The 26162-nt window shown below is 35.0% G+C and carries 19 protein-coding genes; 9 read left to right on the forward strand and 10 right to left on the reverse strand.

The features are described from left to right. The 7 genes from Q0893_RS14060 to Q0893_RS14090 form a co-directional block, all read right to left on the reverse strand. Nucleotides 1-3255, reverse strand: coding sequence for a S41 family peptidase (locus tag Q0893_RS14060; RefSeq protein ID WP_299276759.1), 3255 nt, complete (start codon nucleotides 3253-3255; stop codon nucleotides 1-3). A gap of 101 nt (nucleotides 3256-3356) precedes the next feature. Next, a complete protein-coding gene (locus Q0893_RS14065) occupies nucleotides 3357-3908 on the reverse strand; it encodes a GNAT family N-acetyltransferase (RefSeq protein WP_299277084.1) in 552 nt (183 codons plus the stop codon). A 38-nt stretch (nucleotides 3909-3946) separates the two neighbouring features. Beyond that, nucleotides 3947-4357, reverse strand: coding sequence for a 5-fold beta-flower protein (locus tag Q0893_RS14070; RefSeq protein WP_299276762.1), 411 nt, complete (start codon nucleotides 4355-4357; stop codon nucleotides 3947-3949). Nucleotides 4358-4423: 66 nt separating this feature from the next. After that, nucleotides 4424-5344 (reverse strand): alpha/beta fold hydrolase, encoded by a 921-nt coding sequence (locus Q0893_RS14075; protein ID WP_299276765.1) that lies wholly within the window; start codon nucleotides 5342-5344, stop codon nucleotides 4424-4426. A 42-nt stretch (nucleotides 5345-5386) separates the two neighbouring features. Then, on the reverse strand, nucleotides 5387-5899 hold the full coding sequence (locus Q0893_RS14080; protein ID WP_299276768.1) for a hypothetical protein: 513 nt from the start codon (nucleotides 5897-5899) through the stop codon (nucleotides 5387-5389). Nucleotides 5900-5943: 44 nt separating this feature from the next. Beyond that, nucleotides 5944-7662, reverse strand: coding sequence for a gamma-glutamyltransferase (ggt, locus tag Q0893_RS14085; RefSeq protein ID WP_298902962.1), 1719 nt, complete (start codon nucleotides 7660-7662; stop codon nucleotides 5944-5946). Continuing rightward, nucleotides 7652-8260 carry an acyl carrier protein phosphodiesterase gene (locus tag Q0893_RS14090; protein WP_298902961.1) on the reverse strand — a complete coding sequence of 203 codons (609 nt, stop codon included), beginning with the start codon at nucleotides 8258-8260 and terminating at the stop codon, nucleotides 7652-7654. Before Q0893_RS14090 ends, ggt begins: the two co-directional genes overlap by 11 nt. A gap of 40 nt (nucleotides 8261-8300) precedes the next feature. On the opposite strand from Q0893_RS14090, the gene Q0893_RS14095 reads away from it, so the two are divergent. The 7 genes from Q0893_RS14095 (at nucleotide 8301) to Q0893_RS14125 (ending at nucleotide 20007) form a co-directional block, all read left to right on the forward strand. Beyond that, the gene (locus tag Q0893_RS14095) at nucleotides 8301-9368 is read left to right on the forward strand and encodes an acyltransferase (protein ID WP_298902960.1); all 1068 of its coding nucleotides are present in this window, start codon (nucleotides 8301-8303) and stop codon (nucleotides 9366-9368) included. Further along, the gene (glmM, locus tag Q0893_RS14100) at nucleotides 9368-10756 is read left to right on the forward strand and encodes a phosphoglucosamine mutase (protein ID WP_298902959.1); all 1389 of its coding nucleotides are present in this window, start codon (nucleotides 9368-9370) and stop codon (nucleotides 10754-10756) included. The genes Q0893_RS14095 and glmM overlap by 1 nt, the downstream gene beginning before the upstream one ends. A gap of 24 nt (nucleotides 10757-10780) precedes the next feature. Further along, on the forward strand, nucleotides 10781-12289 hold the full coding sequence (locus Q0893_RS14105) for an aminotransferase class V-fold PLP-dependent enzyme (RefSeq protein ID WP_299276774.1): 1509 nt from the start codon (nucleotides 10781-10783) through the stop codon (nucleotides 12287-12289). 263 nt (nucleotides 12290-12552) lie between these two features. Then, nucleotides 12553-15582: a TonB-dependent receptor gene (locus Q0893_RS14110; RefSeq protein WP_299276777.1), complete on the forward strand. Its 3030-nt coding sequence runs from the start codon at nucleotides 12553-12555 to the stop codon at nucleotides 15580-15582. A gap of 6 nt (nucleotides 15583-15588) precedes the next feature. Continuing rightward, nucleotides 15589-17046: a RagB/SusD family nutrient uptake outer membrane protein gene (locus Q0893_RS14115; RefSeq protein WP_299276780.1), complete on the forward strand. Its 1458-nt coding sequence runs from the start codon at nucleotides 15589-15591 to the stop codon at nucleotides 17044-17046. A gap of 14 nt (nucleotides 17047-17060) precedes the next feature. Beyond that, nucleotides 17061-19079, forward strand: coding sequence for a hypothetical protein (locus Q0893_RS14120; protein WP_299276783.1), 2019 nt, complete (start codon nucleotides 17061-17063; stop codon nucleotides 19077-19079). 19 nt (nucleotides 19080-19098) lie between these two features. After that, on the forward strand, nucleotides 19099-20007 hold the full coding sequence (locus Q0893_RS14125) for a glucan endo-1,3-beta-D-glucosidase (protein ID WP_298902954.1): 909 nt from the start codon (nucleotides 19099-19101) through the stop codon (nucleotides 20005-20007). 102 nt (nucleotides 20008-20109) lie between these two features. On the opposite strand, the gene Q0893_RS14130 is transcribed toward Q0893_RS14125, so the two are convergent. Next, nucleotides 20110-21015 (reverse strand): lysophospholipid acyltransferase family protein, encoded by a 906-nt coding sequence (locus tag Q0893_RS14130; RefSeq protein WP_299276787.1) that lies wholly within the window; start codon nucleotides 21013-21015, stop codon nucleotides 20110-20112. A 46-nt stretch (nucleotides 21016-21061) separates the two neighbouring features. On the opposite strand from Q0893_RS14130, the gene Q0893_RS14135 reads away from it, so the two are divergent. Then, nucleotides 21062-21712, forward strand: coding sequence for a rhomboid family intramembrane serine protease (locus tag Q0893_RS14135; RefSeq protein WP_298902951.1), 651 nt, complete (start codon nucleotides 21062-21064; stop codon nucleotides 21710-21712). A 56-nt stretch (nucleotides 21713-21768) separates the two neighbouring features. Here Q0893_RS14135 and Q0893_RS14140 read toward each other — a convergent pair whose 3' ends face one another. Then, complete coding sequence (locus Q0893_RS14140; protein WP_299276791.1) at nucleotides 21769-22932, reverse strand: TlpA disulfide reductase family protein; 1164 nt, start codon at nucleotides 22930-22932, stop codon at nucleotides 21769-21771. 138 nt (nucleotides 22933-23070) lie between these two features. Between Q0893_RS14140 and mnmE the strand changes: the two genes are divergently transcribed. Beyond that, the gene (gene mnmE, locus Q0893_RS14145; RefSeq protein WP_299276794.1) at nucleotides 23071-24462 is read left to right on the forward strand and encodes a tRNA uridine-5-carboxymethylaminomethyl(34) synthesis GTPase MnmE; all 1392 of its coding nucleotides are present in this window, start codon (nucleotides 23071-23073) and stop codon (nucleotides 24460-24462) included. Between the two features lie 63 nt (nucleotides 24463-24525). Here mnmE and Q0893_RS14150 read toward each other — a convergent pair whose 3' ends face one another. Next, the gene (locus tag Q0893_RS14150; RefSeq protein WP_299276797.1) at nucleotides 24526-26067 is read right to left on the reverse strand and encodes a hypothetical protein; all 1542 of its coding nucleotides are present in this window, start codon (nucleotides 26065-26067) and stop codon (nucleotides 24526-24528) included. Nucleotides 26068-26162 lie beyond the last annotated feature (95 nt).

The following is a 26162-nucleotide window of genomic DNA, read 5'->3' on the forward strand; positions in this document are numbered from 1 at the left end:
TTAGTTATCGTTTTTATATCCTTTAGGACGTTTAGACCTTATAGGAGCCTTAGGTTCTGGCATTAATTCAAATTCGTTGTTTTTTAGTAATCTCATGGCCTCCTGAACGGCACGTTCTAATTGTGGGTCTTTGCCTTGAAGAACTAATTTAGGGTCTTGAATAACTTCAATATCAGGAGCAATTCCTTCACCTTCAACAGCCCAGTTTCCATTGATATCATAAAAGCCACCACGAGGAGCAACCATACGACCTCCATCAATAAAACGTGGTGTGTCCCAAGTTCCTACGAGACCACCCCAAGTTCGAGTACCAACCAGCGGACCAATATTTGCCATTTTGAACATATAAGGTAAGAGGTCACCACCAGACCCTGCACGTTCATTAATAATCATCACTTTTGGACCCCAAATTCCTGCCATTGGAGTTGTCCATGGTCTATTACTTTCGGTTTTACTATTGAAATATCCAAAAAGTTGACGATTCATAATATCTATCATATAATCTGCTGCCGATCCACCACCATTATTACGCTCATCAATTATGGCTCCTTTTTTATCTTGCTGTGAGAAGTAATAACGGTTAAACGATGTAAAACCTCCACCGCCAGTATTAGGCACATAGACATATGCCAATTTTCCGTTTGAAAGCTCATCTACTTTACGACGGTTGTTTTCAACCCAATCTACATATCTTAAATTTCGTTCGCTTCTAACAGGTTTAATAAGATAAGTTTGAGCGCCATCCATAGAAGGTTTGCTGTTAATAGTGATATTAATTTCGCGACCAGCCGTTTGTTCTAATAGCTGATACGGATTTACAGTTGCAGATGTTTTAACTCCGTTAATTTCGAGAATATAATCTCCTTCATTAATATTTATACCAGGTTGAGCTAAAGGACCTTGAGTTCCAGGGTTCCAACGTTCGCCAGAATAGATTTTTGTAATTTGATAGTTGTCATTTACAGCCTTAATATCTGCACCTAATAAGCCAACAGGAACTACAGCTACATTTGGCAAATCTCCACCAGAGACATAAGAATGCCCAACGGCCACCTCACCACTCATAATATCTACAACGTAATTTAAATCAGTTCTATGTCTAACGTGTTCTATCCATGGCGCATACCATTTATAGACATCATCCCATGGTGCGCCATGGACATTATCTACATAAAGAAAATCTCGCATAAAGCGCCATCCCTCTTTAAATATTTGCTTGTATTCATCTTTTGGATTGACCTTTATTTTTAGGTTTGTATCTATTTTGTCTTTTGAAAAATTAGGTTTGCCTTTAGTACCAGAAATGGCCCATTGTCCAGCTTTATTAAGTAGTATTGAATTTCGATCTTCGGAAACAACCAATTGTTGGATGCCATCGGCAAAATCATCGGCTTTATCTTTTTCAGTATCAAAACTGTGAATTTTGACACCATTGCCACCATCTATGGCTTCGGCAACAAAAACAAATCCTTTAGGTGCTTTTGCTAAAGCTACATAGTTTCCGTTAGGAAGGTTAAGGGCTACTGCTCGATCAAACAGGCTGTTGGTGTCTATAGTAACTGAAATTCCTGAGTTAGCACTGTCTTTTTTATTCTCATTAGATTCATCATCTGTATTATCGTTCTTTTTAGTAACAGTTTCTTCGTCTGTTTTAATATGGTTTGGCGCTTTATCTGAAGCACTTAAAACAACAGCATATAAACTACGTGTGGTTTCTGGATCGTAAGAACTCATATCTAACCATCCGGTTGCTAATCCATAATTTGTACTTGCGAGAGTATATAGGTACTTTCCAGAAGCATCCCAAACAGGGCTGATAGCATCTGCAATTGGATCGGTAATTGGAATGACTTTTTTAGTGTCTATGTTGTAGGCGTAAATAGATTTGAAATTACTTTCATTTTGTTTCGCATAGGCAATCCATTTACTATCAGGTGACCAAACGGGGTTCATAGATCGGTTAGGATGCGCATAACCTTCAGTATCTGCTTTTACAACTTTTTTTGATTCTAAGTTGATCACCCAGATGTTGAAATCGGTGTCAGTGTAAGCAATATACTTACCATCTGGAGACCAGTCTGGTTGGAAATAAAATGTGCTATTTGGGAGTTTTATAACGGATTGGTTTTGACCATCTTGATCTGCAATTGTCATTTGGTATTCTCCAGTTTTATCTGAGAACCATACAATTTTATCACCTTTTGGCGACCAAATAGGAGCGCGATCTGCTACTCCAGACGAATTGGTTAAGTTGCGCCATGTTCCATTTTCTTTAGGGATTGTAAAAATATCACCTCTATGTTCAAAAACTGCCCGTTTCCCATTAGGGGAGATATTAGGGTTAGACAATTGTCTGCCAGTTACATTTTCCCATCTTGGACGAGAGAAATTTAAATCGGCTTTTACATCGATGTTAAGGGTTTTGGTATTTCCTGATACAGGGTCTAGTAAGTGTAATCTACCACCTTGCTCATAAACAATTTTATCTGCACTTGCATCGAGGCTCTTAACATCAAACTTTTTATGAAACGTTAATTGTTTTTCAGTTTTAGTTGCAGGATCAAAAGACCATATATTGCTAGTATAATCACGCTCAGATAAATAATACACCATATTGTTTATCCAAACAGGGTATAAGTGACGTTCTTTATCTAATTGAGGCGTTGTAGTAAGTTCTTTTGTTTTTAGGTTAACAATCCAAATGGGCATGGCTTGACCACCACGATAGTTCCGCCATTCCGGATCCCATGATGTTATTGGCGTATAAGCAATGTGTTTACCATCTGGAGCTATTTCTCCAAAAGCTGCTCTAGGAATATCGACTGCTTTTGGAAGTCCGCCTTTAGTAGAAACAGTAAAAAACTTATTAGTTTGAGTAGGACGGCCTTCACGACTAGATCGAAATAGAACCTCTCCATCTGGTGTCCAACCTTCAACAAAATCGCCAGCAGAATGATAGGTAAGACGTTTAGGTTCCCCGCCTTCGCTTGGGATTATAAATACATCAAAATTCCCATCATATTGAGCAGAAAAAGCAACCCACTTTCCATCATTTGAAAAATGCGGGCTCAATTCATAGCCATCATCACTAGTGAGTCTAATGGCTGTGCCACCATTTACAGATGCTTTCCAAAGATCGTTGGCATAAATGAAGACAACGTCGTCATTGTGTAAGGTTGGTTGACGTAATAACTTGGTTTGGGCAGATGCAGTAATAGTGCATACACCTAAAAAGGTGAGTAGTAATCGTTTCATGTTGTGGTTGATTTTAAGATGTTAACTTAAGCACCTAAAGATACGAAAATGAGAAGAGGGTTAGGGAGTGGAAGTGTTAAAAAAGACGAGTGTATTATGTATTATAGATGTATCTCATTTTTTAATGCAAGTCTAAATCCGAAAACAGCCAAATCGGCCTGCATAAAATCCAAATCATGAGCTCTTTTAAAGCCTAAGTTTTCGTACATTTTCCAAGCTAATTTCATGGCGTTTGTTGTATGAATTATCATGGTTTGGCTATTGCTACGTTTTGCTTTGTCAATGCAGTAGAGGGTTAGTGCTTTTCCTAATCCTAAGCCTCTAGATTTTGGGTCTACACCTAACAATCGGAATCCACAGGCATTTTTTTCTTGTGTAGCCGTGCCTCCAGAGCCATAATCTTTCATATCATGATAATAAACTACTGCACCTCCAATGTCATGCTGCTTAGACACAGCAACTAATAATTCTATATTAGGGTTTTTAGTTAATTCTCCAACCTTTCTAAGCATATCGTAATAATGAGGCTGTTCCTTAATTTTTGGAAAGCCATTTAGTTGAGAATATACCGCGACCAGAAGTTTTCCAACTCTCGCAAATTCTTCTTTTTTTGCATTTCTAATTTTATAATTGAAATTATATTCAGGAACCATGTTTTCCAAGAATTAACGCTTTAGTTCATTATTATACTCTAATCGAAACTGAAAAAGAAAAAGAGTACTGCCGCCCATTCTTTTTTTACACCTTTTGCATATCCAATAGTAGAATAACTGCTATTTTGAACAGTCCCGTCGTCTTTGATGTAGCCAATTGTAGAATAACTGTTGTTCTGAACTGTCCCATCCTTTTTTACATAGCCTACTATAGAATAACTATTGTTTTGAATGGTTCCATTACTTTTAATGTAGCCAATGGTAGCATAACTACTATTTTGGATTGTCCCATTTTTTTTAATGTAGCCTATGGTTGAATAACTACTATTTTGGATTGTGCCATCACTTTTTATATACCCAGTTGTGCCGTAACTACTGTTTTGAATTGTTTGAGCCTCAAGTGTGCTACATGTAAATATTAAAAAAGATAAAATAAATATGGTTTTCATTGTTTTAAAAGATCGTGTTATGTATGTCTATGTGATTTAGAACCAAGTTAATAAAAAAGGAAAGATTTAAGGGCTTTTGCTAGACTTTTGTAATTGTTTTGAATTCATGACTAGGAAATTTTTAATAGCTTGCTTATAAGAATTTCCTCCTTTTTGACTCAAATCAAAATGACCACCATTTTTTACGGCAATAAACTTTTTGTTGGTCGATTTTAAATTTTCAAATAATAATTTTCCATATTCAAATTTTATGTTTTCATCATGGTCTCCATGTGCAATTAACATGGGCTGTTCAATATGTTTGACCGATGATATTGGCGACACCTGATCTGGCTTAAACTGTCCGAGTTCACCTGCTTCATTTAAGGCAATGTTGCATAAAAAACTTAAACCAATACCATATGTCTTTGCTTTTTGATAATCATAAACAATATCATTAAGAGTTGTGAATGTACTTTCTACGATTCCAAATTCAATACGAGAATCATGTTCAAGAGCTTGAATGGCAATGGCGCCACCCATTGAATTTCCCCATATACCAATTGGAATTGAGTCATTTTTGTTTTTTATGTAGCTAACAATACTTGAAATATCTTCTTTTTCCTTATACCCATAAGTACAAAATTGACCTTCGCTTTTTCCATGAGCTCTGCTATCCATTATTATGGATTCTATACCCATTTCAGTGAGGTTTTTTGATAGATCTAAAAAGTGCTCTTTACAACCTCCAATGCCATGTACGAAAATCACTATTGATTTTGGTGATATAGAGTCTGTTTTTATCCAATACCCTTTTAGTTTGATCGAATCCTTTGTTAATATATCCAATTCTGAATAATTTAATTTTAAATCAGAAGGAGTGATGTCTAAAGAGATTTTAGGTGGTTGAATAATGGCATATGGTAAAACATACTTTGAAATTAAGACACTCCCTATTCCAAGAATGATAAGTACAATTAATAATGTATATATGATTTTTTTCTTCATTTTTATGAATAAATTACAACGAAATGCGGCTTATAATGTTTCTTAAATGAAGAAATCTATAAATTGCTTTTGAAGCTGAATTATTGGTTTAATAGATTTGGTCCAGTCAGAAAACTGTAAGGAATATTTTGTTGTTACATTAAATATGTCCTCATTATTAGCGCCTATAATCGATGGTTCGAACACTGTGCTTTCTGAAATTTGACTCAAGGTTTTAAAGGCACTACTTTGTTTAAAAAAAGAACTTACAAGAGCACTTTTAGTGTCTAGTTTTATCCTGTCAATTTTAGTTGTAAAAAGACTTATGAAGTGACTTCTAACGGAGATTTCAAATTCTAAGTTTTCCATTTTCTTAGGGAAATTGGACACGACGATACCATAAAATTCGGTTCCCGTTTTATTTACAAAATGTATGGTGCAACCTTTATAAGGGATATACATTTTATAAATTAAATGCGGACTCCTAGAGCCATCAGAATAGGAAACAACGTCTTCAATTATCTCGAGATCTGCGTTTTCTTCTTGTGCTATGTTCTTAAAAATTGTATTCAACATATAAATACTCTGGAGGTTTCATATTGATTAATATCGTTATAACATTAAAATCCTATAGCTGTATCATCCCCGCGACTATCCGCACCTCCTTCTAAGGTTCCGTTATCTAAAACAAGAATAGCGTCTACCTTCCCAATTACGGGAGTGCGCTCTTCGTTTATTGTATAGCCTTTTGCTTTGAGTTGTTCTAGAAGTTTAGGATCAAAACGGTTAGGTTCCATTCTAATTTCTTCGGGTAACCACTGGTGATGAAAACGCGGAGCATTAACAGCATCGTGCATTGTCATTCCAAATTCATGAACGTTTAGTATAGTTTGAAATACAGACGTAATTATAGTAGATCCTCCAGGCGTTCCAACAACCATATATAGTTCACCATCTTTTTCTACAATAGTTGGTGTCATAGCACTGAGCATACGTTTTTGAGGCGCAATGGCATTGGCCTTTCCGCCAAGAAGTCCATAAACATTAGGTACACCTGGTTTACTGCTAAAATCATCCATTTCATTATTTAGAAAAAAACCTAAGTTATCGATATAGAGCTTTGAGCCATACGCACCATTAAGTGTTGTTGTTACTGCAATGGCATTTCCAAATTGATCAACAATAGAGTAATGTGTAGTTTCTTCATGTTCCTGATATGGTATGGTTTCTCTAATTTCCATTGTATAATTTGGTAACGTGCCATAAGTAATACTATTTGAAGGTGTGCTTTTTTCAAAAGAGAAATTAGTCATACGGTTTTTTAGATAGTTATCTTCCAAAAGTTGGTCTATAGGAATGTTGACAAAGTCTGGATCACCTAAATAATAGCTACGATCTGCATACGCCTGCTTTTCGGCTTCAACCATTACTTGAATTGCCTCTAAGCTGTTTTGATCATACTGACTCACATCATAAGGTTCGGCCATTTTCATAATTTGCGCGAGGCAAAGTCCGCCACTTGAAGGAGGAGACATGGAAATGATATTTAAATTATCATACGTAAATTGAATAGGATCGCGCCATTGTGCTTCATAAAGCGCTAAATCTTCAGCTGTGATAATTCCTCCTTTTTGATTAAGAAACCGAACGATTTGGTCAGCAGTTTCTCCTTTGTAAAACTCATCTCTGCCATTTTTTGAGATACGTCTCAGGGTTTCAGCTAATGCAACATTTTTGAAGATAGTATGTGCCGAAACGTTTTTATTAATTGGTGTTTGTTTGCCATTAACAGCCGTAATTATACTGTCATATTTGATAAAGCGTTTATGCTGTTTTTGGGTAACTGTAAATCCATTTTCGGCCAATGCAATTACTGGCTTTAGAAGTGTTTCTATAGGTAGGCTTCCAAATTTTTCATGTGCTGCAAAAATACCAGCTATGGTTCCTGGAACGCCAACAGCATAGGCACCAACAGTACTTTTATCGGGAATGACATTTCCGAGAGAATCCAAATACATATCCCTACTTGCTGCCAATGGTGCTTTTTCGCGATAGTCGAGGGCGCCTATCTCACCATTGTTAAGTCGATATATCATAAAACCGCCTCCGCCAAGATTTCCAGCGTAAGGGTAAGTTACTGCTAAAGCCATTTCGGTCGCAAACATAGCGTCAAAAGCATTACCACCTTGTTCTAGAATATCACTTCCAATTTTAGAGGCTTCGGCTCTGGCCGATACAACCATAGCTTTTTGGGTTATTAATCCTTGTGTTGGTGTAACATCTTGATTGCAGGATAAAACAATGATAGATGCAATTACGATAACTAGTTTAATTCTCATGTGATAACTGTTTTTCAATATCCTCTAATGTGTTTTTAGCAAATAGACGTAGCTCTTCAAAAAAGGAAGTGAACTCACGTTCAAATTCGCTATAAAAAGCCTTTAGCTCTTCGGTGGCTGTATTCATGCCCGATTTGTTTTGTGTTCTTCGGTTCATACCATCCAATACTTTTTGGATACCATCAATTGTAGCATAACTTAATAACCAATTGCCAGCAATCATATGCGGCATCATTTTTTGAATACGAGCTGGTAGTATTTCGAAATGAGTTCCCATGAGATCATAGAAGTTTTCGACATAATTGTCTAAGGGAATGTTAGAATATGTGCTCCAATTTTTGGCTAAAAAATGATCATATAGAATATCTACAATCACGCCACTGTAATGTCCGTAATTTTTATGAAGACGCTTAGTACTTTGTCTTACTGTTGGATGCGCATCTGTAAAGGTGTCAATTTGCCGGTGTAATAGAATTCCTTTTTGAATTTCGATTGGAAATTTTTTATAACGTTTTCCACGAATACCATCTGCAATAAAGTTACCAATGGTGATTAAATCATCGTTGTTAGATAGATAAATATGGGCTAGAAAATTCATTCAATAAATATATGTATTTTTGAGTTCTAAATGTTTATTCTTGGACAGATTACCTAATTTAGATCCCTTACGTTTTATCTTGGCGTCGTTGGTGATGATTTTTCACATTCCGCATCTGAGTAGAAATCAAGGACTCCCATATTTTTCTGAAGCAGCCATATTTAATCGTGGTACTGAGGCCGTTTATATGTTTTTCGTTTTGAGTGGTTTTTTGATTATTAGATTGATTTATCGATATAAACAGCGTGATGCATTTTCGATTAAGAAATTTTACATAAGACGGATGCTAAGGATATTTCCTTTGTATTATCTCATTGTTATTTTTGGGTTTCTGTTTTACTGGATGATTTTACCTGCTTTGAATATTCCTTTTGAGAATAACTACAACCTGAAAGATGGCGTGTTGTTAACCACTTTTTTCTTACCAAATGTCTTTGGAAAATTGTATGAACCAGGTGGGATTTTAGAAGTACTTTGGTCTATTGGAATTGAGGAGCAGTTTTATTTAATGATTGCTCCATTACTGTTCTTTTTAAGAAAAACACGACTATTGATTGCTCTGGTAATACTAACGATTGGTTATTTCGTTATATTTCATTTAGATATTTTTTACGTATTAGTTAAATTCAAGTTTGTTTACTTTTTTCTGTTCTCTGGTGGTGTCGTAGCTATTTTGGAAGAAAAGAATAGGTTAGAATTTTTAAAGCGCTTTATGGTTATTCCAATGCTAGTAATTGGCTCAACAATACTCTATTTTACAACCAATATATTTCAGTTTGACGAACGTTGGGTCACAAATTTAGTGACCATGGTCTTATTCTGTTTATTCGTGCATACTTTAGCACATAATAACCTTGGAGTTATTATTAAAAGTAAATTCTTAAACCATTTAGGGCATATATCATATGGGATATATATGTTTCATGTGATAGCAATGAATTTTGTGGTGTTTTTTATATTGAAAGTTGAAGAGCACAAAATTTTTAATGATACAATAACAATAGTTTTAATTAATATATTGACTTTTGCATTAACGATACTTTTTGCGCATTTGTCCTACAAGTATTTTGAAACCTATTTTTTAAAACTGAAAACAAAATTTAGATAATGACACTTATAAAATCAATCTCTGGAATACGTGGTACTATTGGCGGAAATGTTGGTGATAACCTGACGCCAATTGATGCTGTGAAATTTGCTTCTGCATATGGCACATGGATTAAACAACAAAGGAATAAAGAAAATTATCGTGTTGTAGTTGGTAGAGATGCTCGCATTTCTGGAGAGATGATTCAAAACTTAGTAATGAATACTTTGGTAGGACTTGGTATACACGTGATTGATCTAGGTTTATCTACAACACCAACAGTTGAGGTTGCCGTACCTATGGAGCATGCCGATGGTGGTATAATTTTAACGGCCAGTCATAACCCGAAGCAATGGAACGCTCTTAAACTTTTAGATGCTAAAGGAGAGTTTTTAAATGGAGTAGAAGGTGCTAAAATTTTAGAATTAGCTGAACATAACGATATGTCTTTTGCTGATGTTGATAATTTGGGTAAAATAACTACTAATGATGCTTACATTGATATGCACATCGACGAAGTGTTAGCTATGGATTTAGTGAATAAAGAAGCCATTGAAAAATCTAACTTTAAAGTGGTTGTAGATGGAGTAAATTCAACTGGAGGTATTGCTATTCCTTTGCTATTAGAGCGCTTAGGGGTACACCCAATAAAATTGTATTGTGAGCCTAATGGCCATTTTCCTCATAATCCAGAGCCTTTAAAAGAACACTTAACAGACTTATCTGAAGCCGTTGTAAAAGAAAATGCTGACTTCGGGATTGTGGTAGATCCAGATGTTGATCGCTTGGCATTTATGGATGAGAAAGGGGACATGTTTGGTGAAGAATATACCTTAGTGGCTTGTGCAGATTATGTACTAAGTAAGACACCTGGAAATACTGTGAGTAATATGAGCTCAACTAGGGCACTTCGTGATATTACAGAAAAACATGGCGGATCTTATGAAGCTAGTGCTGTTGGCGAAGTAAATGTTGTAAGTCTAATGAAGAAAAATAATGCAATTATTGGTGGAGAAGGAAATGGAGGTATTATTTATCCTGAATTACATTATGGTAGAGATGCACTTGTTGGAGTTGCTCTATTTTTGAGTTTATTAGCTGAAGGAAACATGACTGTTAGTGAACTAAGGGCGTCATACCCAAATTACTTTATGAGTAAGAAAAAAATTCAATTAACTCCAGAATTAGACGTTGATGGTTTGCTAAACGCTATGGAAAGTAAATACCGTCATGAAAATTTGACAACCATTGACGGCGTGAAAATTGACTTCAGTGATTCTTGGGTACATTTAAGAAAAAGTAATACAGAGCCGATTATTAGAATATATACGGAAGCGCCTAGTCAGCAAGATGCTGATGATTTAGCTGATCGTATTATAAATGAAATTAAGGCAATAGCAAATATTTAGTATCTTTAACCAAAGTTTTTTAATATGATTTCTACGGAAGTTACACAGGAGAAACCTTCAAGATTGGAGCAGTATTTTAATCAATTCAGACAGCATATTATAGGTGTAGATCAAGAATTTGAATCGCCTTTTGGAATGCAGAAGATTATTTACACAGATTGGACGGCTTCAGGACGTCTATATCGACCAATAGAGGAAAAACTGTGTAATGAGTTTGGACCATTTGTGGCCAATACACATACCGAAACAACAGTTTCCGGTACTGCAATGACCAAAGCGTATCACGAGGCCAAAAATATTATAAAAAGCCATGTGAATTGTAATGATGATGACGTTCTTATTGTTTCAGGTAATGGGATGACTGGAGTGGTAAACAAATTTCAACGTATTCTGGGATTAAAAGTACCTGAAAATTTAAGAAAATATACTTCCGTTCCAGATGAAATTCGACCAGTGGTTTTTGTTACTCATATGGAACATCACTCGAATCAAACGTCTTGGTTAGAAACGATTGCCAAAGTAGAGGTTATTCCTCCAGATGAACAGGGACTATTCTGTTTGAAAAACTTAGAAATACTGTTAGATAAGTATAAGGAATGCACGTTAAAGATTGCTTCTGTAATTGGCGGTTCTAATGTAACAGGCATACAAACGCCTTATCATGATATTGCCGAGTTAATGCATAAACATGGTGGCGTGTGTTTCGTAGATTTTGCATGTTCAGCACCTTATGTTGATATTGATATGCATCCCGAAAATGAACTTCGAAATTTAGATGCAATTTTCTTTTCACCTCACAAGTTTTTGGGAGGACCAGGAACATCAGGTGTTTTAATTTTCAATAAGAAATTATATAAAAATATGATTCCCGATTGCCCAGGAGGAGGTACAGTGAGTTGGACTAATCCTTGGGGAGAGCATAAGTATATTGACAATATTGAAGATCGCGAAGATGGTGGTACACCAGGTTTTTTGCAAACCATAAAAACGGCTTTGGCGATCAAGTTAAAAGAACAAATGGGTGTTGAAAATATTCTAGAACGCGAGCATGAATTAGTTAGTAAAGTGTTTAGTGAGTTATCTCCCGAAGAAAACTTACACATTCTTGCAGCGCAACATGAAGATCGCTTAGGAGTGATTTCATTTTATATAGATGACCTACATTATAATTTAGGCGTAAAACTCTTAAATGATCGTTTTGGAATTCAAACCAGAGGCGGATGCAGCTGTGCAGGAACCTATGGCCATTTTTTACTTCATGTAGATCAACAAACTAGTAACGAGTTGACTAACGAAATCTCTATTGGTGATTTAGTCCGTAAGCCGGGTTGGATTCGCATGTCTATTCACCCTACGACTACCAATGAAGAAATGAATTTTGTTTGCGAGAGTATTAAATCTTTAGCTAGACATCATAAAGATTGGTCAGAAGATTATGAATATCAAGGGCAAACCAATGAATTTATTCACAAGTCTGTCGCTTCTGAAAAATCTACAGATAACAACGTAATTAATGCTTGGTTTAAACTGTAGCCTTTTGTTTTAGCTATACACTTGTACAATTTGCTGTTAAAAAACCAAATAACACCTATACATTACCACAACATTCCTGGTTTTTTGATGACATCATCTTTTATATTGACACCTTTATTTGCATTTATGATATTCAAAAGGCTTGTTTTTTAGGGATTTCTTAAAATACTATGTTTTTTTTTGAATTGTATATTTTTTGTATAGGCTTATTTTGTTGAATTGTCAATTACCTCTTGTAAGTTTACGTCATAACAATCAATTATATGACAACAAAACTATTTTCCTTAGTATTTTTACTGTTCTCAGCTTTGGCATTTGGCCAAAATGTAACAGTAAAAGGTACAGTTGTAGATCAAGCAACCGGACAACCAATACCAGGAGTTAATATTCTGGTCAAAGACACTTCCAAAGGCGCATCAACAGATTTCGATGGGAATTTTACAATTCCAGATGTATCTATTAATGCTACCTTAGTATTTACCTATTTAGGATATAAGAATCAGGAAGTTGTTGTAGTTAATGCTAATCCCTTAGTTATTTCTTTAGTTGAAGATGCAGAATCATTAAATGAAGTTGTAGTTATAGGTTATGGGACACAGAAAAAGAAAGAAACAACAGGAGCTGTGTCTGTTGTTAGTGCAGAAACCATTGAAAAACTCAAACCAACAAGAGTAGAACAGGCCTTACAAGGACAAGTAGCCGGAGTGAATGTTTCATCAAACTCTGGATCACCTGGTGCGGCATCAACAATTAGTATAAGGGGTATTTCCACTAATGGAGATTCTAGACCATTAATATTAGTTGATGGTAATGTTATAGAAGATTTAAGCACAATCAACCCGAGTGATATTGAAAGCGTTAATGTTCTTAAGGATGCTACTGCTGGTATATATGGTGTTAGAGCCGCTAATGGTGTGATTCTTATTACCACGAAGACAGGAAGAAAGGAAATGCCATTAACCGTTGAATATAGTGCTTATGGTGGTGTACAAGAAACCACGCGAAGAATACCCGTATTAAACGCTACGGAATATGCACTTTTGGTTAATGAAGCATTTGTAGCTGGTGGTCAGGATCCTCAATTTACAGATATTTCTAATCTAGGAATTGGAACAGATTGGCAAGATGAAGTTTTTGAGAGTGCTCCTATATTTAATAATTCTATCACGATTAAAGGCGGAAAAGAAAAGTCGACTTATGCATTCGGGTCTTCATTTTTGTCTCAAGATGGTATTGTTGGTGGCGATAAATCAAACTTTACACGTTTTACGAAAAGAGGAAATTATAGTGTGGACTTTCTTGAGAATTTTAAGTTTAATGCAGGCTTGATATATACGCATACTAATAAAAGAAATTTAAGTGAATCAGCCCTTGGGTCAATATTGTTCAATGCATTGAATATGGATCCTACAAGGGGTGTAAGGGATGCTTCAGGAGCTTTTTCAATAGCTGAAGGATTAGGGAATGAGGTTATTAACCCTATAGCGCAATTGGACGGAACATATGATAGAACTCAAATTAATAAGTTGAGTGGTAATGCAAGTTTATCCTATAACTTTTTAGAGCATTTTACAGTTCAAACTAATATTCAAGCAAATTATGCAGAGGTCAAAGGAAAAGTATTTAGACCTATTGCAAACTTTGGTAGTGGTAAAGTATTTAATATTGATAGAAGTGAAGTCGTAGAAACCTCAAATATATTTAGGGACTATACTTTTGATGCGTTTCTAACTTATGAACGCAATTTTGACGATACGCACGACCTTAAAGTTCTATTGGGAACTTCAATCTTTCAGACTACAGGAATATTTACAGGAAATAGAGGTTTTGATATTCCAGGAAACAGTATTGAAAACGCAAATATATCACAGGCACAAGAAGTGCAAAGTATAAACCAAGAACTCGGGTTCGATCCAAGATTTGATTCTAGGTTGTTATCATATTTTGCAAGAGTACAATATGGTTATAAAGGTAAATATCTATTTTCAGGTGTTATTCGTCGAGATGGTTCGACAAAATTTGGACCAGAAAATAGATTTGGTTATTTCCCATCTGGATCTGTTGGGTGGATTATTTCAGATGAAGACTTTTTAAGTGATAGCAGTGTTATCGATTTTCTAAAATTAAGAGCATCGTATGGTATACTGGGTAACGATAGAATTGCAGATTTTGGTTTTGTATCGCTGTTGGATGGAGAAGGAACTTATGTTTTTAATGATGGTATTATTTCTGGAGCGGCTTTAGGACCAGTTGCAAACCCAGAAATTAGATGGGAAAAGCAAAAAACATTTGATATTGGTATTGATTTAAGATTTTTAGATAATAAATTCGATGTGACTGCAGATTACTTCAAGCGTAACACTGAAGATTTATTAGTTACTCCTCAGGTATCAGGAATTTTAGGTGTGGGTGCTCCCGGAGCTGCACCTCCAGTAGTTAATGGAGGAGAAGTAGAGAACTCAGGATTTGAATTAGCCATTGGCTATACCAATAGAGTCTCTGATGATTTCAAATTTAGTGTGAGATATAATGTGACAACCATTAATAATGAAGTACTTTCTGTAAATACAGAGGGAGGATTTATCGTAGGAGGTGTATTTGGAGTTGGTCAAGATCCACCATCTCGAATGGAAGCAGGTTTTCCTATCGGATATTTTCGAGGGTTTAAAACAGACGGAATATACCAGACACAAGCAGAAGTTGATGCATCAACAACAATCAATGATCAAGTTCGTCCAGGTGATTTAAGATTTGTAGATATCAATAACGATGGTGTTATTGATGATAATGATAAAACTTATATTGGTGACCCAATACCAGATGCAACGATGGGACTTAACGTATCGATAGATTTCAAAAGTTTCGATTTTTCCGCTTATGCTTTTGCTTCAATAGGAAATGAGATTGTAAGAAACTATGAGCGTAATCAACCTTTGACAAATAGAAGTGTAACGTTTTTGGATCGTTGGACAGGACCTGGAACAAGTAATACCGATCCTCGTGTAACTACTGGCCCAACATCTAATGGATTGTTTTCAGACTATTTTGTTGAAGACGGATCTTTTGTTCGCTTACAAAATGTACAGTTAGGTTATACGTTTGATAAACTACTTGAAAATTCAAAATTAGACAACCTACGCGTTTATGTTTCTGCAAGTAATCTGTTTACATTAACAGAGTATAGAGGTTATGACCCAACAGCTTCAACAGGAGCACCAATTGGAGGAGGAATAGATCAAGGATTTTATCCTAGCCCAAGAACATATTTACTAGGAGTTAACTTAAAATTTTAAAACACTATGAAACAGATAAAAATAAAAAGCATAGTAGTCTTAGCATTAATATTGTTCTCTTCTTGTGGAGATGACTTTATCGATGTTGATCCCCAAAATGCTAGTTCTGATACATTTTTCAATACAGAAGATGATTATCAATCGGCATTAATTGCAGCATATGACCCTTTACATTCAACTTATTTAAATGTAATGCTAGGAGAAATTGCTTCAGATAATACATTGGCTGGTGGCGAAAGTGCAACCGATGTACCAGGTATTCAAGAAATAGATGATATGATCCACACACCAACCAACCAGCAACTAAGAGATATTTGGAGTTGGATGTATGGTGGTATTAATAGAACGAACTTCATTATGGAATTTCAAGATAAAATTGATTTTCCGAATAAAAATTCAGTCCTAGCTCAAACTAGATTTTTAAGAGCGTATTACTATTTTGAATTGGTAAAATGGTTTGGTGATGTTCCTTTTGCTGTAGATGTAAGAATAAACTTTGGAGATCAATTTGGAATAGAGAGAACACCAAAAACTGAAATATATGCACAGATGGAGGCCGATTTAATTTTTGCTGCTGATAATTTAACATATACAGCTTCAGAAACTGGCAGAGTCACAAAAGGTGCGGCGCAGGCATTACTTGGAAAAGTATATCTGTACCAAGATAAATTTGCTGAAGCAGCAACGGTATTAGGCGACTTAATTGCCAGTGGACCTTATGATTTGCTAGCAGATTATTCAACAATGTTTGAAAATGATAATGAAAATAATATAGAATCTGTTTTTGAAGTACAATACTCAGATGCAGAAGGAGCAGGGTTTGGTTGCTTACAATGTAGCGAAGGAAATGTTGCTGTTGGATTTAATGGTATTCGAAACTATAACGGACCAGTATTTGAATCGGGATTCAGTTTTAATGTCCCAGTTCAAGAGGTTGTAGATGCCTTTGAAGATGGTGACCTTCGTAAGGATGTGGCTATTCTTGATATTGATGCCTGGGCTGCTGATACAGGAGCCACCTTTGCAACTGGTTTTGAACACACAGGATATTTTAATAGAAAGTATATATCACGTCAAGGCGATTTAAATACAGGTGATGCTAACCTTACTAATCCAAATAACTATAGAGCTATTAGGTTTGCTGATGTCTTATTGATGGCTGCAGAAGCCTTAAATCGTGGTGGTATTAATGATATGCAAGCACAACAGCATCTAAATAGAGTTCGTAATAGAGCTGGATTGGCCGATGTTGGATTTACAGGAACTAATTTAACAGATGCTATTTATAACGAACGTCGTGTAGAATTAGTTGGCGAAGGACATCGTTTCTTTGACTTGGTTAGAACTGGAAGGGCTGCTATGGAAATTGATGGATTTCAGGCAGGAAAACATGAATTATTTCCAATTCCTTTAATCGAAATACAACTTGCAGGTGATACATGGGATCAAAATCCTGGATACTAAAAAAAAATGATATTATGAAAACAATAAAATACATACTCGGTCTTTTTGTAGCGGTAGGTTTGTTCACTGGCTGCCAAAATGATGACGACAATTTAGATGCTCTGAATGATATAACAGCACCATCTGAGGTGTCTGCAGTATTTAATATATCTCAGGATAATACAGGAACAGTTATTATTACGCCTAATGCAGTTGGCGCCGTAAATTATAATATTACGCTTGGCGACGGGACAGCAGAGGCTGTATCTGTGGCTCAAGGAGAAAACACAACACATATTTATGAAGAAGGTACTTATACAGTAACGATTGAGGCGGTTAGTATTAACGGATTAACTACAGAAGCAACGCAACAATTGGTCGTATCCTTTCGCGCACCAGAAAATTTGGTCATAACTGCTGAAGTTGACGCTTCCAACCCATTTCAAGTAAATGTGTCTGCTGTAGCAGATTATGCTGCATCTTTTGAAGTTTATTTCGATACATCCAATGTAGACGAAGAAGCAACACCACTAGCTTTAGATGGTACAGTGAGCTTTGAATATGATTTAGTTGGTGATTACACAATTAGAGTGGTTGCACTTAGTGGAGGGGTTGAATCATCTGAAGATACAGTAATGGTAACAATAACAACTCCAACGGAATTACCAATAGATTTTGAAATTTTTGATTCTACAGTATTCTTCGGATTTGGAGGGGCTTCTGGTGAAGTTATTGATAATCCGGATACCAATGGAAATGAGTCGGCCAAAGTTGCTCAAATAATTAAAGGGGCTCCAGAGGTGTGGGCAGGTAACGTAATTGAATTGTCAGCTCCTATCGATTTTAGTACTAAGAAAGTTATGAAGTTTGATGTTTGGTCACCAAGACCAGGTGGAACATTTACTTTGAAATTAGAAAACCTTACAGATCCAAATATTTTTATTGAGGTTGGAGTTCCGTTAGTTGGAAATAGTCAATGGGAAGAAGTTTCAATTGATCTTAGTGAATTTGCCAATTTAGAAACAGATTCATTTCAAAAAATAGTTTGGTTCTTTGATCTCGGAACTGCTGGTGATGGTAGCGCAGATTGGACATTTTACTTAGACAATATTAGACAAGATTTTGCAGGTGTTGTTGTATCACAAATTGTGGAAGATTTTGAAGGTGTAGTTCCAACATTTACAGTATTTGGAAATATTGCTGATACACAAGTTGTTACAAACCCAGACATGTCTGGAATCAATACGAGTGCTAATGTTGCACAATTAACAAAAACAGCAGGCTCTGAAGTATGGGCAGGAACATTTTTTGAATTAGATGCGCCATTAGATTTGGCATCTTTCGGACAAATGAATGTGAAAACATGGTCTCCTACAGCTGGAATTACAGTGAAGTTTAAACTAGAAAATGCAGATGCCAGCATAACTTACGAAGGCGATGTTGTTACTACTGTTGCCAATGAATGGGAAAACCTGCTATATGATTTTACAGCAGCGCCTATGGCAGATTATATAAGGTTAGTCATATTCTTTGATTTTGGTAATCCTGGTGATGATTCGTTGTACTATTATGACGATATAGAACTGGTAGGAACGCAACAAGATTTTTCTTTCCAAGATTTTGAGGGAACGGCACCAACATTTACAGTATTCGGAAATATCGCAGATACACAGGTTGTAGCTAATCCAGATATGTCTGGAATCAATACCACTGCTAATGTTGCTCAATTAACAAAGACGGCTGGCTCTGAAGTATGGGCAGGTACATTTTTTGAAACCGATCCTTTAGATTTAAATACATATAATCAAATTAGTGTGAAGACCTGGTCTCCAACAAGTGGAATTACAATTAAATTGAAACTTGAAAATGCAGATGCGAGTATCACACATGAGAAAGATATTACAAACACTGTTGCTAATGGTTGGGAAGAATTAGTATATGATTTTTCAGATGCTCCTGCAGCAGATTATGTTAGAGTAGTCATATTCTTTGATTTCGGAAACAATGGAGATGATTCGGTGTACTATTTTGATGAATACACACTTACCAATTAATTTGAAACATAACTTTATTATGAAACATTTAAAATATTTAATAATCTTTTCTTTTGTATTGGGATCGTTTTATACGTGCCAAGATGAAGACCAAGAAATAGGTAACTTAATAGCACCATCAAACATTCAAATAGAAGTTGATAAAGTAGGTGCTGATGTTAACAATCCAAATGGAGATGGTAGCGGAACTGTTAATTTCACGGCAACGGCAGATAATGCAATTACATTTCATTATGTCATTCAAAACCAAACAAAACTAGCGGTAGGAGGAAGTGTGTCTCATGATTTTACATTACTTGGAGAGAACTCATATACTGTAACTGTAATTGCTTATGGCACAGGAGGCTTGTCTACAAGTAAGAGTATTTTAGTTGACGTGTTGTCTCTTTATGAACCGCCTGAAGATTTATTAGAAATGCTATATGGATCTGGATCTAGAGTATGGCGTATAAAATCTGATGCTCCTGGTCATTTTGGATTAGGTCCTGCAGGTGGCGATCCCTTTAGTTTCTTTGCAGCTCCTCCAGAATCTAAAGCTGGAGTAGGGATGTATGATGACCGCTATATTTTCAATGAAGATGGAACATTTACGCATATAACAGATGGTACAAATGATGATCCTGTAGAAGATACAAGCGGAACAGTGTTTGGACGCGAAGTACTAATTGATGAGTTAGGAGGAACTGGTGGTGAAGCTGATGGTGCCGATATTATAAATTTAGAATATAGCGATTATGCTGAACAATGGTCTTTATCTGCTCCAGGAGGCGTTGAAACGATAAGTTTATCGGGATTAGCTTTTATGGGATATTACATTGGAGGTGATCATAAATATATCATCTTAGATAGATCAGCAAATCAAATGACCATAAAGTCTACCGACGGAAATGGAGAGTTTGATTGGGGATTTATACTAACAGCTGAATAGAATTTTATTACAAATATTGTTTGATAGATTGGTTTAAAAAGACTAATAATCTTTGTGTTATTGGTCTTTTTATTTTGGGGCTATAAGCATGAGGTAATTTATCTAATCTTTGATTTTTGGCTTATAATCCTCAGGAGATTTGTCTTTGTGTTTCCAGCGTTTATGTGTCCACAAATAATATTGAGGAGCTTCATAGATCTGTTGCTCAACAAGTTTTAAAAATTGGTCTGTAATCTCATAATCTTTATAATCTCTAGGATGCTCAGCCAAAGTCTTAAATGTAGTCTCATAATGACCTCGTTTTAGACGTTTCACTTTAAAAAACACAACAGACATATCTAAGCGTTTAGCCAACATTTCGGCGCCAGTATGAACAGGAACTCTAATATTCATAAACTCAGTCCAATGAAATGCTTTTTGAGGTTTCGGACTTTGATCAGAAACGAACCCGTTAATTGTGCAAATACCATCGTTTTTTAATCTAAGAAGTTCTGGTATAATCTCTTTGGTCGTAATTAAATGACTGTTGTACTTCGCTCTAATACGCTTTACTAATCTGTCAAAATATTTATTCTGTATACGCTTGTAAACAGCGTTTCCTCTTGATTTAACATAGGTTTGAAGAATAAAAATCCATTCCCAGCTGCCATAATGCGCGCACATAAGAACAATGCTTCTATCTTGATTTTCTAAACCTTGCATCAACTCCACATTGGAGAAGGTGAATCGCTTTTTCATCTCTGCTTCTGAAATCGTTAAAGATTTGATAGCTTCAACAATCATATCACATAAATGATGATAGAATTTTTTTGTGATAGTATTGATTTCTTTTGCATCCTTTTCAGGAAAAACGAGCCTTAAATTATCCTGTACTGTTTTTTTTCTATATCCAAAAATACGATAGATAAAAAGGTATAACATATCAGAGAATGCGTATAACAATCTAAATGGAAGAATAGATATTAACCATAAAAATGGATAAACTAAAATGTAGATAATAAATTGCATTAATATATGTTAGATTTGCAGTGGCAAATATATGTAATAAAAGTCTATGGGTGATTTAAGTTTGTTTACAATTATCATTATTGCAGCAAATGTAATAATATCGTATAAGGGGTTCGAAGATTTTAGCTTTTTTGAACGCTATAAATTCAACGTTGGTAGCATAAGACGTGGTGAACAGTTTAGAATGTTTAGCTCTGGCTTTTTACATGGAGATACCACGCATTTGTTGTTTAATATGATGACCTTATATTTTTTCGCAGATACTGTTATTGGTGGGTTGGGTCAACTTGGGTTTTTAGTTGTATATATTGGAAGTTTAGGCTTAGGGAGTCTCATTTCTCTTTATTTTCATAAAGATGAATATCATTATAGTGCTATTGGTGCCAGTGGAGCGGTTATGGGTGTGTTATATGCGGCGATTTTATTAGATCCACATAGAGGTATTGGTATGTTTTTTATACCGTTTTATATTCCAGGCTATATCTTTGGAATTATATACCTCTTGTTTTCAATATATGGTATGAAAAAGCGTATTGGTAATATTGGTCATGATGCCCATTTTGGAGGTGCAGTAGGTGGTTATATACTAACACTTATCTTGCGACCTACATTGTTAGAAACAGATTTGCAAATGGTTGGTTTGTTAGCCATTCCTATTGTCATATTATTCGTGCTGCATAAGACGGGAAAGATCTAAATCAAAAAGCCTTCAATCTTTAAGATTAAAGGCTTAAATATAATTTAGAAAGTTTACTAATTAAGTAACTCTGCTATTTTCGCTTCTAAGGCTGGGCCTCTTAAGTTTTTGGCTACGATGGTTCCATTTTCATCTAAAATAAATGTCGCAGGAATCGATCTAATATTATATGCTCTTGCTACAGGATCGTTAAAATAGTTAAGACTAGATACATGATTCCAAGTTAATTTATCTTGCTCGATAGCTTCCAACCAAGCCTCTTTAGGATCTTTCTGCCTTGAAGTCCCATCAAGAGATACTCCAATAATTTCTAATCCTTTGTCATGGTATTTATTATAAACCTTAACAACGTTTGGGTTTTCACGTCGGCAAGGACCACACCAAGCCGCCCAAAAATCAATAATAGTTACTTTTCCCATAGCATCTTTTAACGCTAATTTACTGCCATCTGGTCTTGTAGATGAGAAATCTGGCGCAGGTTTTCCTATTTCAGTAGCACTTAAAAGCGCTCTTTGTTTTAGTAACTGATCTAATCTTGTTTTAATGCTTTCACCCAGTTTTGTGTTTTTAATAGTATCATCGAGTCCATTAAAAAGCGAAGAAATATTATCTAAATCAGGTTGTTTGGTTTTAAATAAGTTGTCTATAACAACTAAAGAGTAGAGGCTATTTTTATTGTCTTTAGCGTAGGCTATTGGCAATGCTTTCATTTCTCTTGTTAGTGCTGTGTATTCTTGGGCAAGCTCACTTTTTATCGTATTATCACTAGTTGCTCTAATTTGTTCATTTAATTTTGAAGCCTTTGTATTTAACACTTCAATGTTTTCATTTAAAGACATCAAATCGGCATTTGCTTTAGTCCCTGTAATTTTTGACTTTGATAGATTCGTATTATCCACAGCAATGCTAATTGCTTTGTTTTCTACAATTAGAGGTAGGTTTCCTTTAATGCTATTAATGTTTAAATTCCACATTTGAGGTGTATCAACTTTACCTTCAAATAGAAAACGCTCATTCATTACAATAGCAGTATCGACATTAATCTTTCTTCCACGTGGGTCTGTGGTTTGGAGATGTGCTCTAATGCCATTATAAACGCCTGGTGCTTCACCTGTAATCAAATACGTATCTCTTAGTACTTCTTCGGTTGAGCCAGAGCCTTCTGTTTTACATGCAAAGAGTAAAAGGCTTAGGCATAACAGTGTAACTATTTTTTTCATTGCTTAAAAATTTTGGTATTACAAATATAATAAGTTCAGTAAAAGAAAATCAACCATAACTACTAATAAAAACTTAAAGAACAGGATAAAATTATTCTATAAAAGTAAAATTGCAATACTTTTGTAAAAAACTATAGAATGACTCATCAAGATACAATTGTTGCATTAGCTACGGCCTCAGGAAGCGGAGCCATTGCTGTAATACGGCTTTCGGGGAGCGATGCCATTGACATTGTAGATGCCTGTTTTAAGTCGGTTATAAGTCATAAAACCTTAAAAAGGCAAGCGACGCATACCATTCATTTGGGTCATATAATAGAAGATAAACGCGTATTTGATGAGGTGCTAGTTTCTGTATTTAAAAACCCCAATTCGTACACAGGTGAAGATATTGTTGAAATATCATGTCATGGAAGTTTATACATTCAGCAAGAAATAATACAATTGTTTTTACGGAAAGGTTGCCGAATGGCAAATGCTGGGGAGTTTACATTACGCGCATTTCTAAACGGAAAATTAGATTTGTCGCAAGCTGAAGCTGTAGCCGATTTGATTGCTAGTGATAATGAGGCATCACATCAAGTGGCTATGCAACAAATGCGTGGTGGTTTTTCTTCGGAAATAGCTAAGCTCCGAGAAGAGCTGCTTAATTTTGCTTCTCTGATAGAGCTAGAACTAGATTTTGCGGAAGAAGATGTAGAGTTTGCCGATCGTTCTCAATTTAAGGAACTTATCGACAGAATTACTTTTGTTTTAAAACGTCTCATCGATTCGTTCGCCGTTGGAAATGTTATAAAAAATGGAATTCCAGTTACGATAGTAGGTGAGCCTAACGTTGGAAAATCTACGCTTCTAAATGCACTTTTAAATGAAGAGCGTGCTATTGTTTCTGAAATCGCTGGTACGACACGAGATACCATTGAGGATGAAATTTCTATTGGAGGTATTGGGTTTAGATTTATTGATACAGCAGGTATTAGAGATACCAAAGATGTAGTTGAAAGTATTGGTATTAAGAAAACCTTTGAAAAAATCGATCAGGCACAAGTAGTCATTTATTTGTTTGATAGCTCGAAGTCTATTGCCAATTTAAAAACGATTCAGGTAGAAATTGAAAAGATAAAAAATAAGTATCCACAAAAACCGCTGTTGATTATTGCTAATAAAATAGACCAATTAGACCATAATGAACGTGCTAATCTTAAAAGCGAGATTGAGCAAATACGATTACTTTCTGCTAAAACAGGAGATGGTGTAGAGGGGTTAACAGATGCACTTTTAGAGTTAATCAACACAGGAGCACTTCGTAATAATGAAACTATTGTTACCAATTCTAGACATTATGATGCCTTACTAAAGGCTTTTGAAGAGGTTCAAAAAGTAAAACATGGTTTAGAAACAGGGCTCTCAGGAGATTTACTAGCCATAGATATTCGCCAAGCGCTATTTCACTTTGGAGAAATTACAGGCGAAATTACCAATGATGACTTATTGGGTAATATTTTTGCTAATTTCTGTATTGGGAAGTAACAGTCTCTAGCTAAAGTTAATGTTTTCATTGTCAATCTTACTAGATTCAGAAAATGAAGATAGTTATTTTACTACATATTTATGTTGAATTATTTCCGCAACGGGCTTATTTTCAATCTTACTTTCTAACCAAGAAATAATGTCTAAATATAAAAAAGCTCTGCGCTCAAAAGGATGGTCTTCATAAATTTTGAGTCGCTCCAATAAATTTTTAAAGGCATTTTTTAAATCGTGAGGGTAAATATCTTGTAGATTTCTAATGAACTTAATCATTTCTTTTTGCACTTCGTGTAGATCGTTCATTTTTATTAAGAACTTATACGTGCTTCTTAAAAGTGTTTCTAAATGATAATCTATACCAGCTTCATAATGAGCAACAAGGTTTAAAACTCTAGAGAAACAAAGAAGATCCTCACGCATAGAGAGCGATTTGTTAGAAATTATTTTATCTAAATATGTAATACAAGCCTTATTGTTACCAGCTCCAAAATGTAAACTAGCAAACTTGTAATAAAAAATCATTTTATGATGAGGGTCAATTCTACTATCAAAAAGCACTAGTGATTTTTCGATTTTTGGAATCAATTTTAGTCCTTCTTCAAAACTGCCATCAATAAAATGTTGATTGATGCTATGAAAATTAGTGTACAAAAAAATTAAAGTAGAAACGTTTCCGTCTTTATTAAACTTCGGACTGTCTACAATGGTTTTAAAATGCTCTAATTTTTTTACGAATTTGGGTTTATTATTAATGAAATAAAGAGATTCTAATAAGTAGTTATTTCCTTTTAAATAGAATACAGGGTTAAGGTTAATCATACTAGGATTCTGATGAAATAGGTCAACCCATTTTGCAGCATACCTATAGCAATTTAAGAAATCTTGACGTAAAAAATTATACCATAAATGGGCCTTGTAATACCACAGTTTCTCTCTAAACCCTAGCTTATCCCAATTAATTTCTGGAAGCCTATCAGTAAAATACTGTGTCACTATTTTATATTCGTCTTCATTTTTAACATAGCCAGTTTTTAAGATAATGCTGTAAAGTTGTAATGATAAATTAGAGAGTTTACTGGTAATTACATTTTGCGCACTCAAATCGCGTGCTTGAATTGCCAGCTCATCTGCACGAGAACTGATACTTCTTGTAATGTATTGAGACTCTATTATTTTTTCGAGTTCAACGATTTCAAATGCCATATTTTTTTCTTCATTAGCTATGGCCAAATCTTTGACTTTGTTAAGAATTCTTAAACTTTGTTTGTATAAACCCTTATGATATAAAATGGAAGCGAAATCCAGTTGCTCTCTTATTTGTGAGCGTATATTTTGGTGTGCTGGGTTTAATTTAAGACTAATTAAAATCTGCTTATATAAATGCGCTTTTACATTAGCAAGTTGCTGTTTTTTTACAATGCCTGTTTTTATAATGGCTGCCTCATTATATGTTTTTGTTTTGTCTAATAGGTTAAATAAATTCAAAAACTTGGAATCAGAATTCACGCCAAGCCTTCCTACATAAAGTTTAAACTGTCGTTTCTCAGACTTTGTTAGAGACTTTACAAGTGAAAATAAATAATCTTTTTGATCTTTAGTTGTCAAAATAATAACAAGTTATATAATTGATAATCAAAATATTAACGCCAAAGTTTGATTTTGAACATCGTATAAACGAAGAAAGTCTTAAGTATTTAAAT

Source organism: uncultured Psychroserpens sp., assembly GCF_947494225.1.
Taxonomy (GTDB): domain Bacteria; phylum Bacteroidota; class Bacteroidia; order Flavobacteriales; family Flavobacteriaceae; genus Psychroserpens.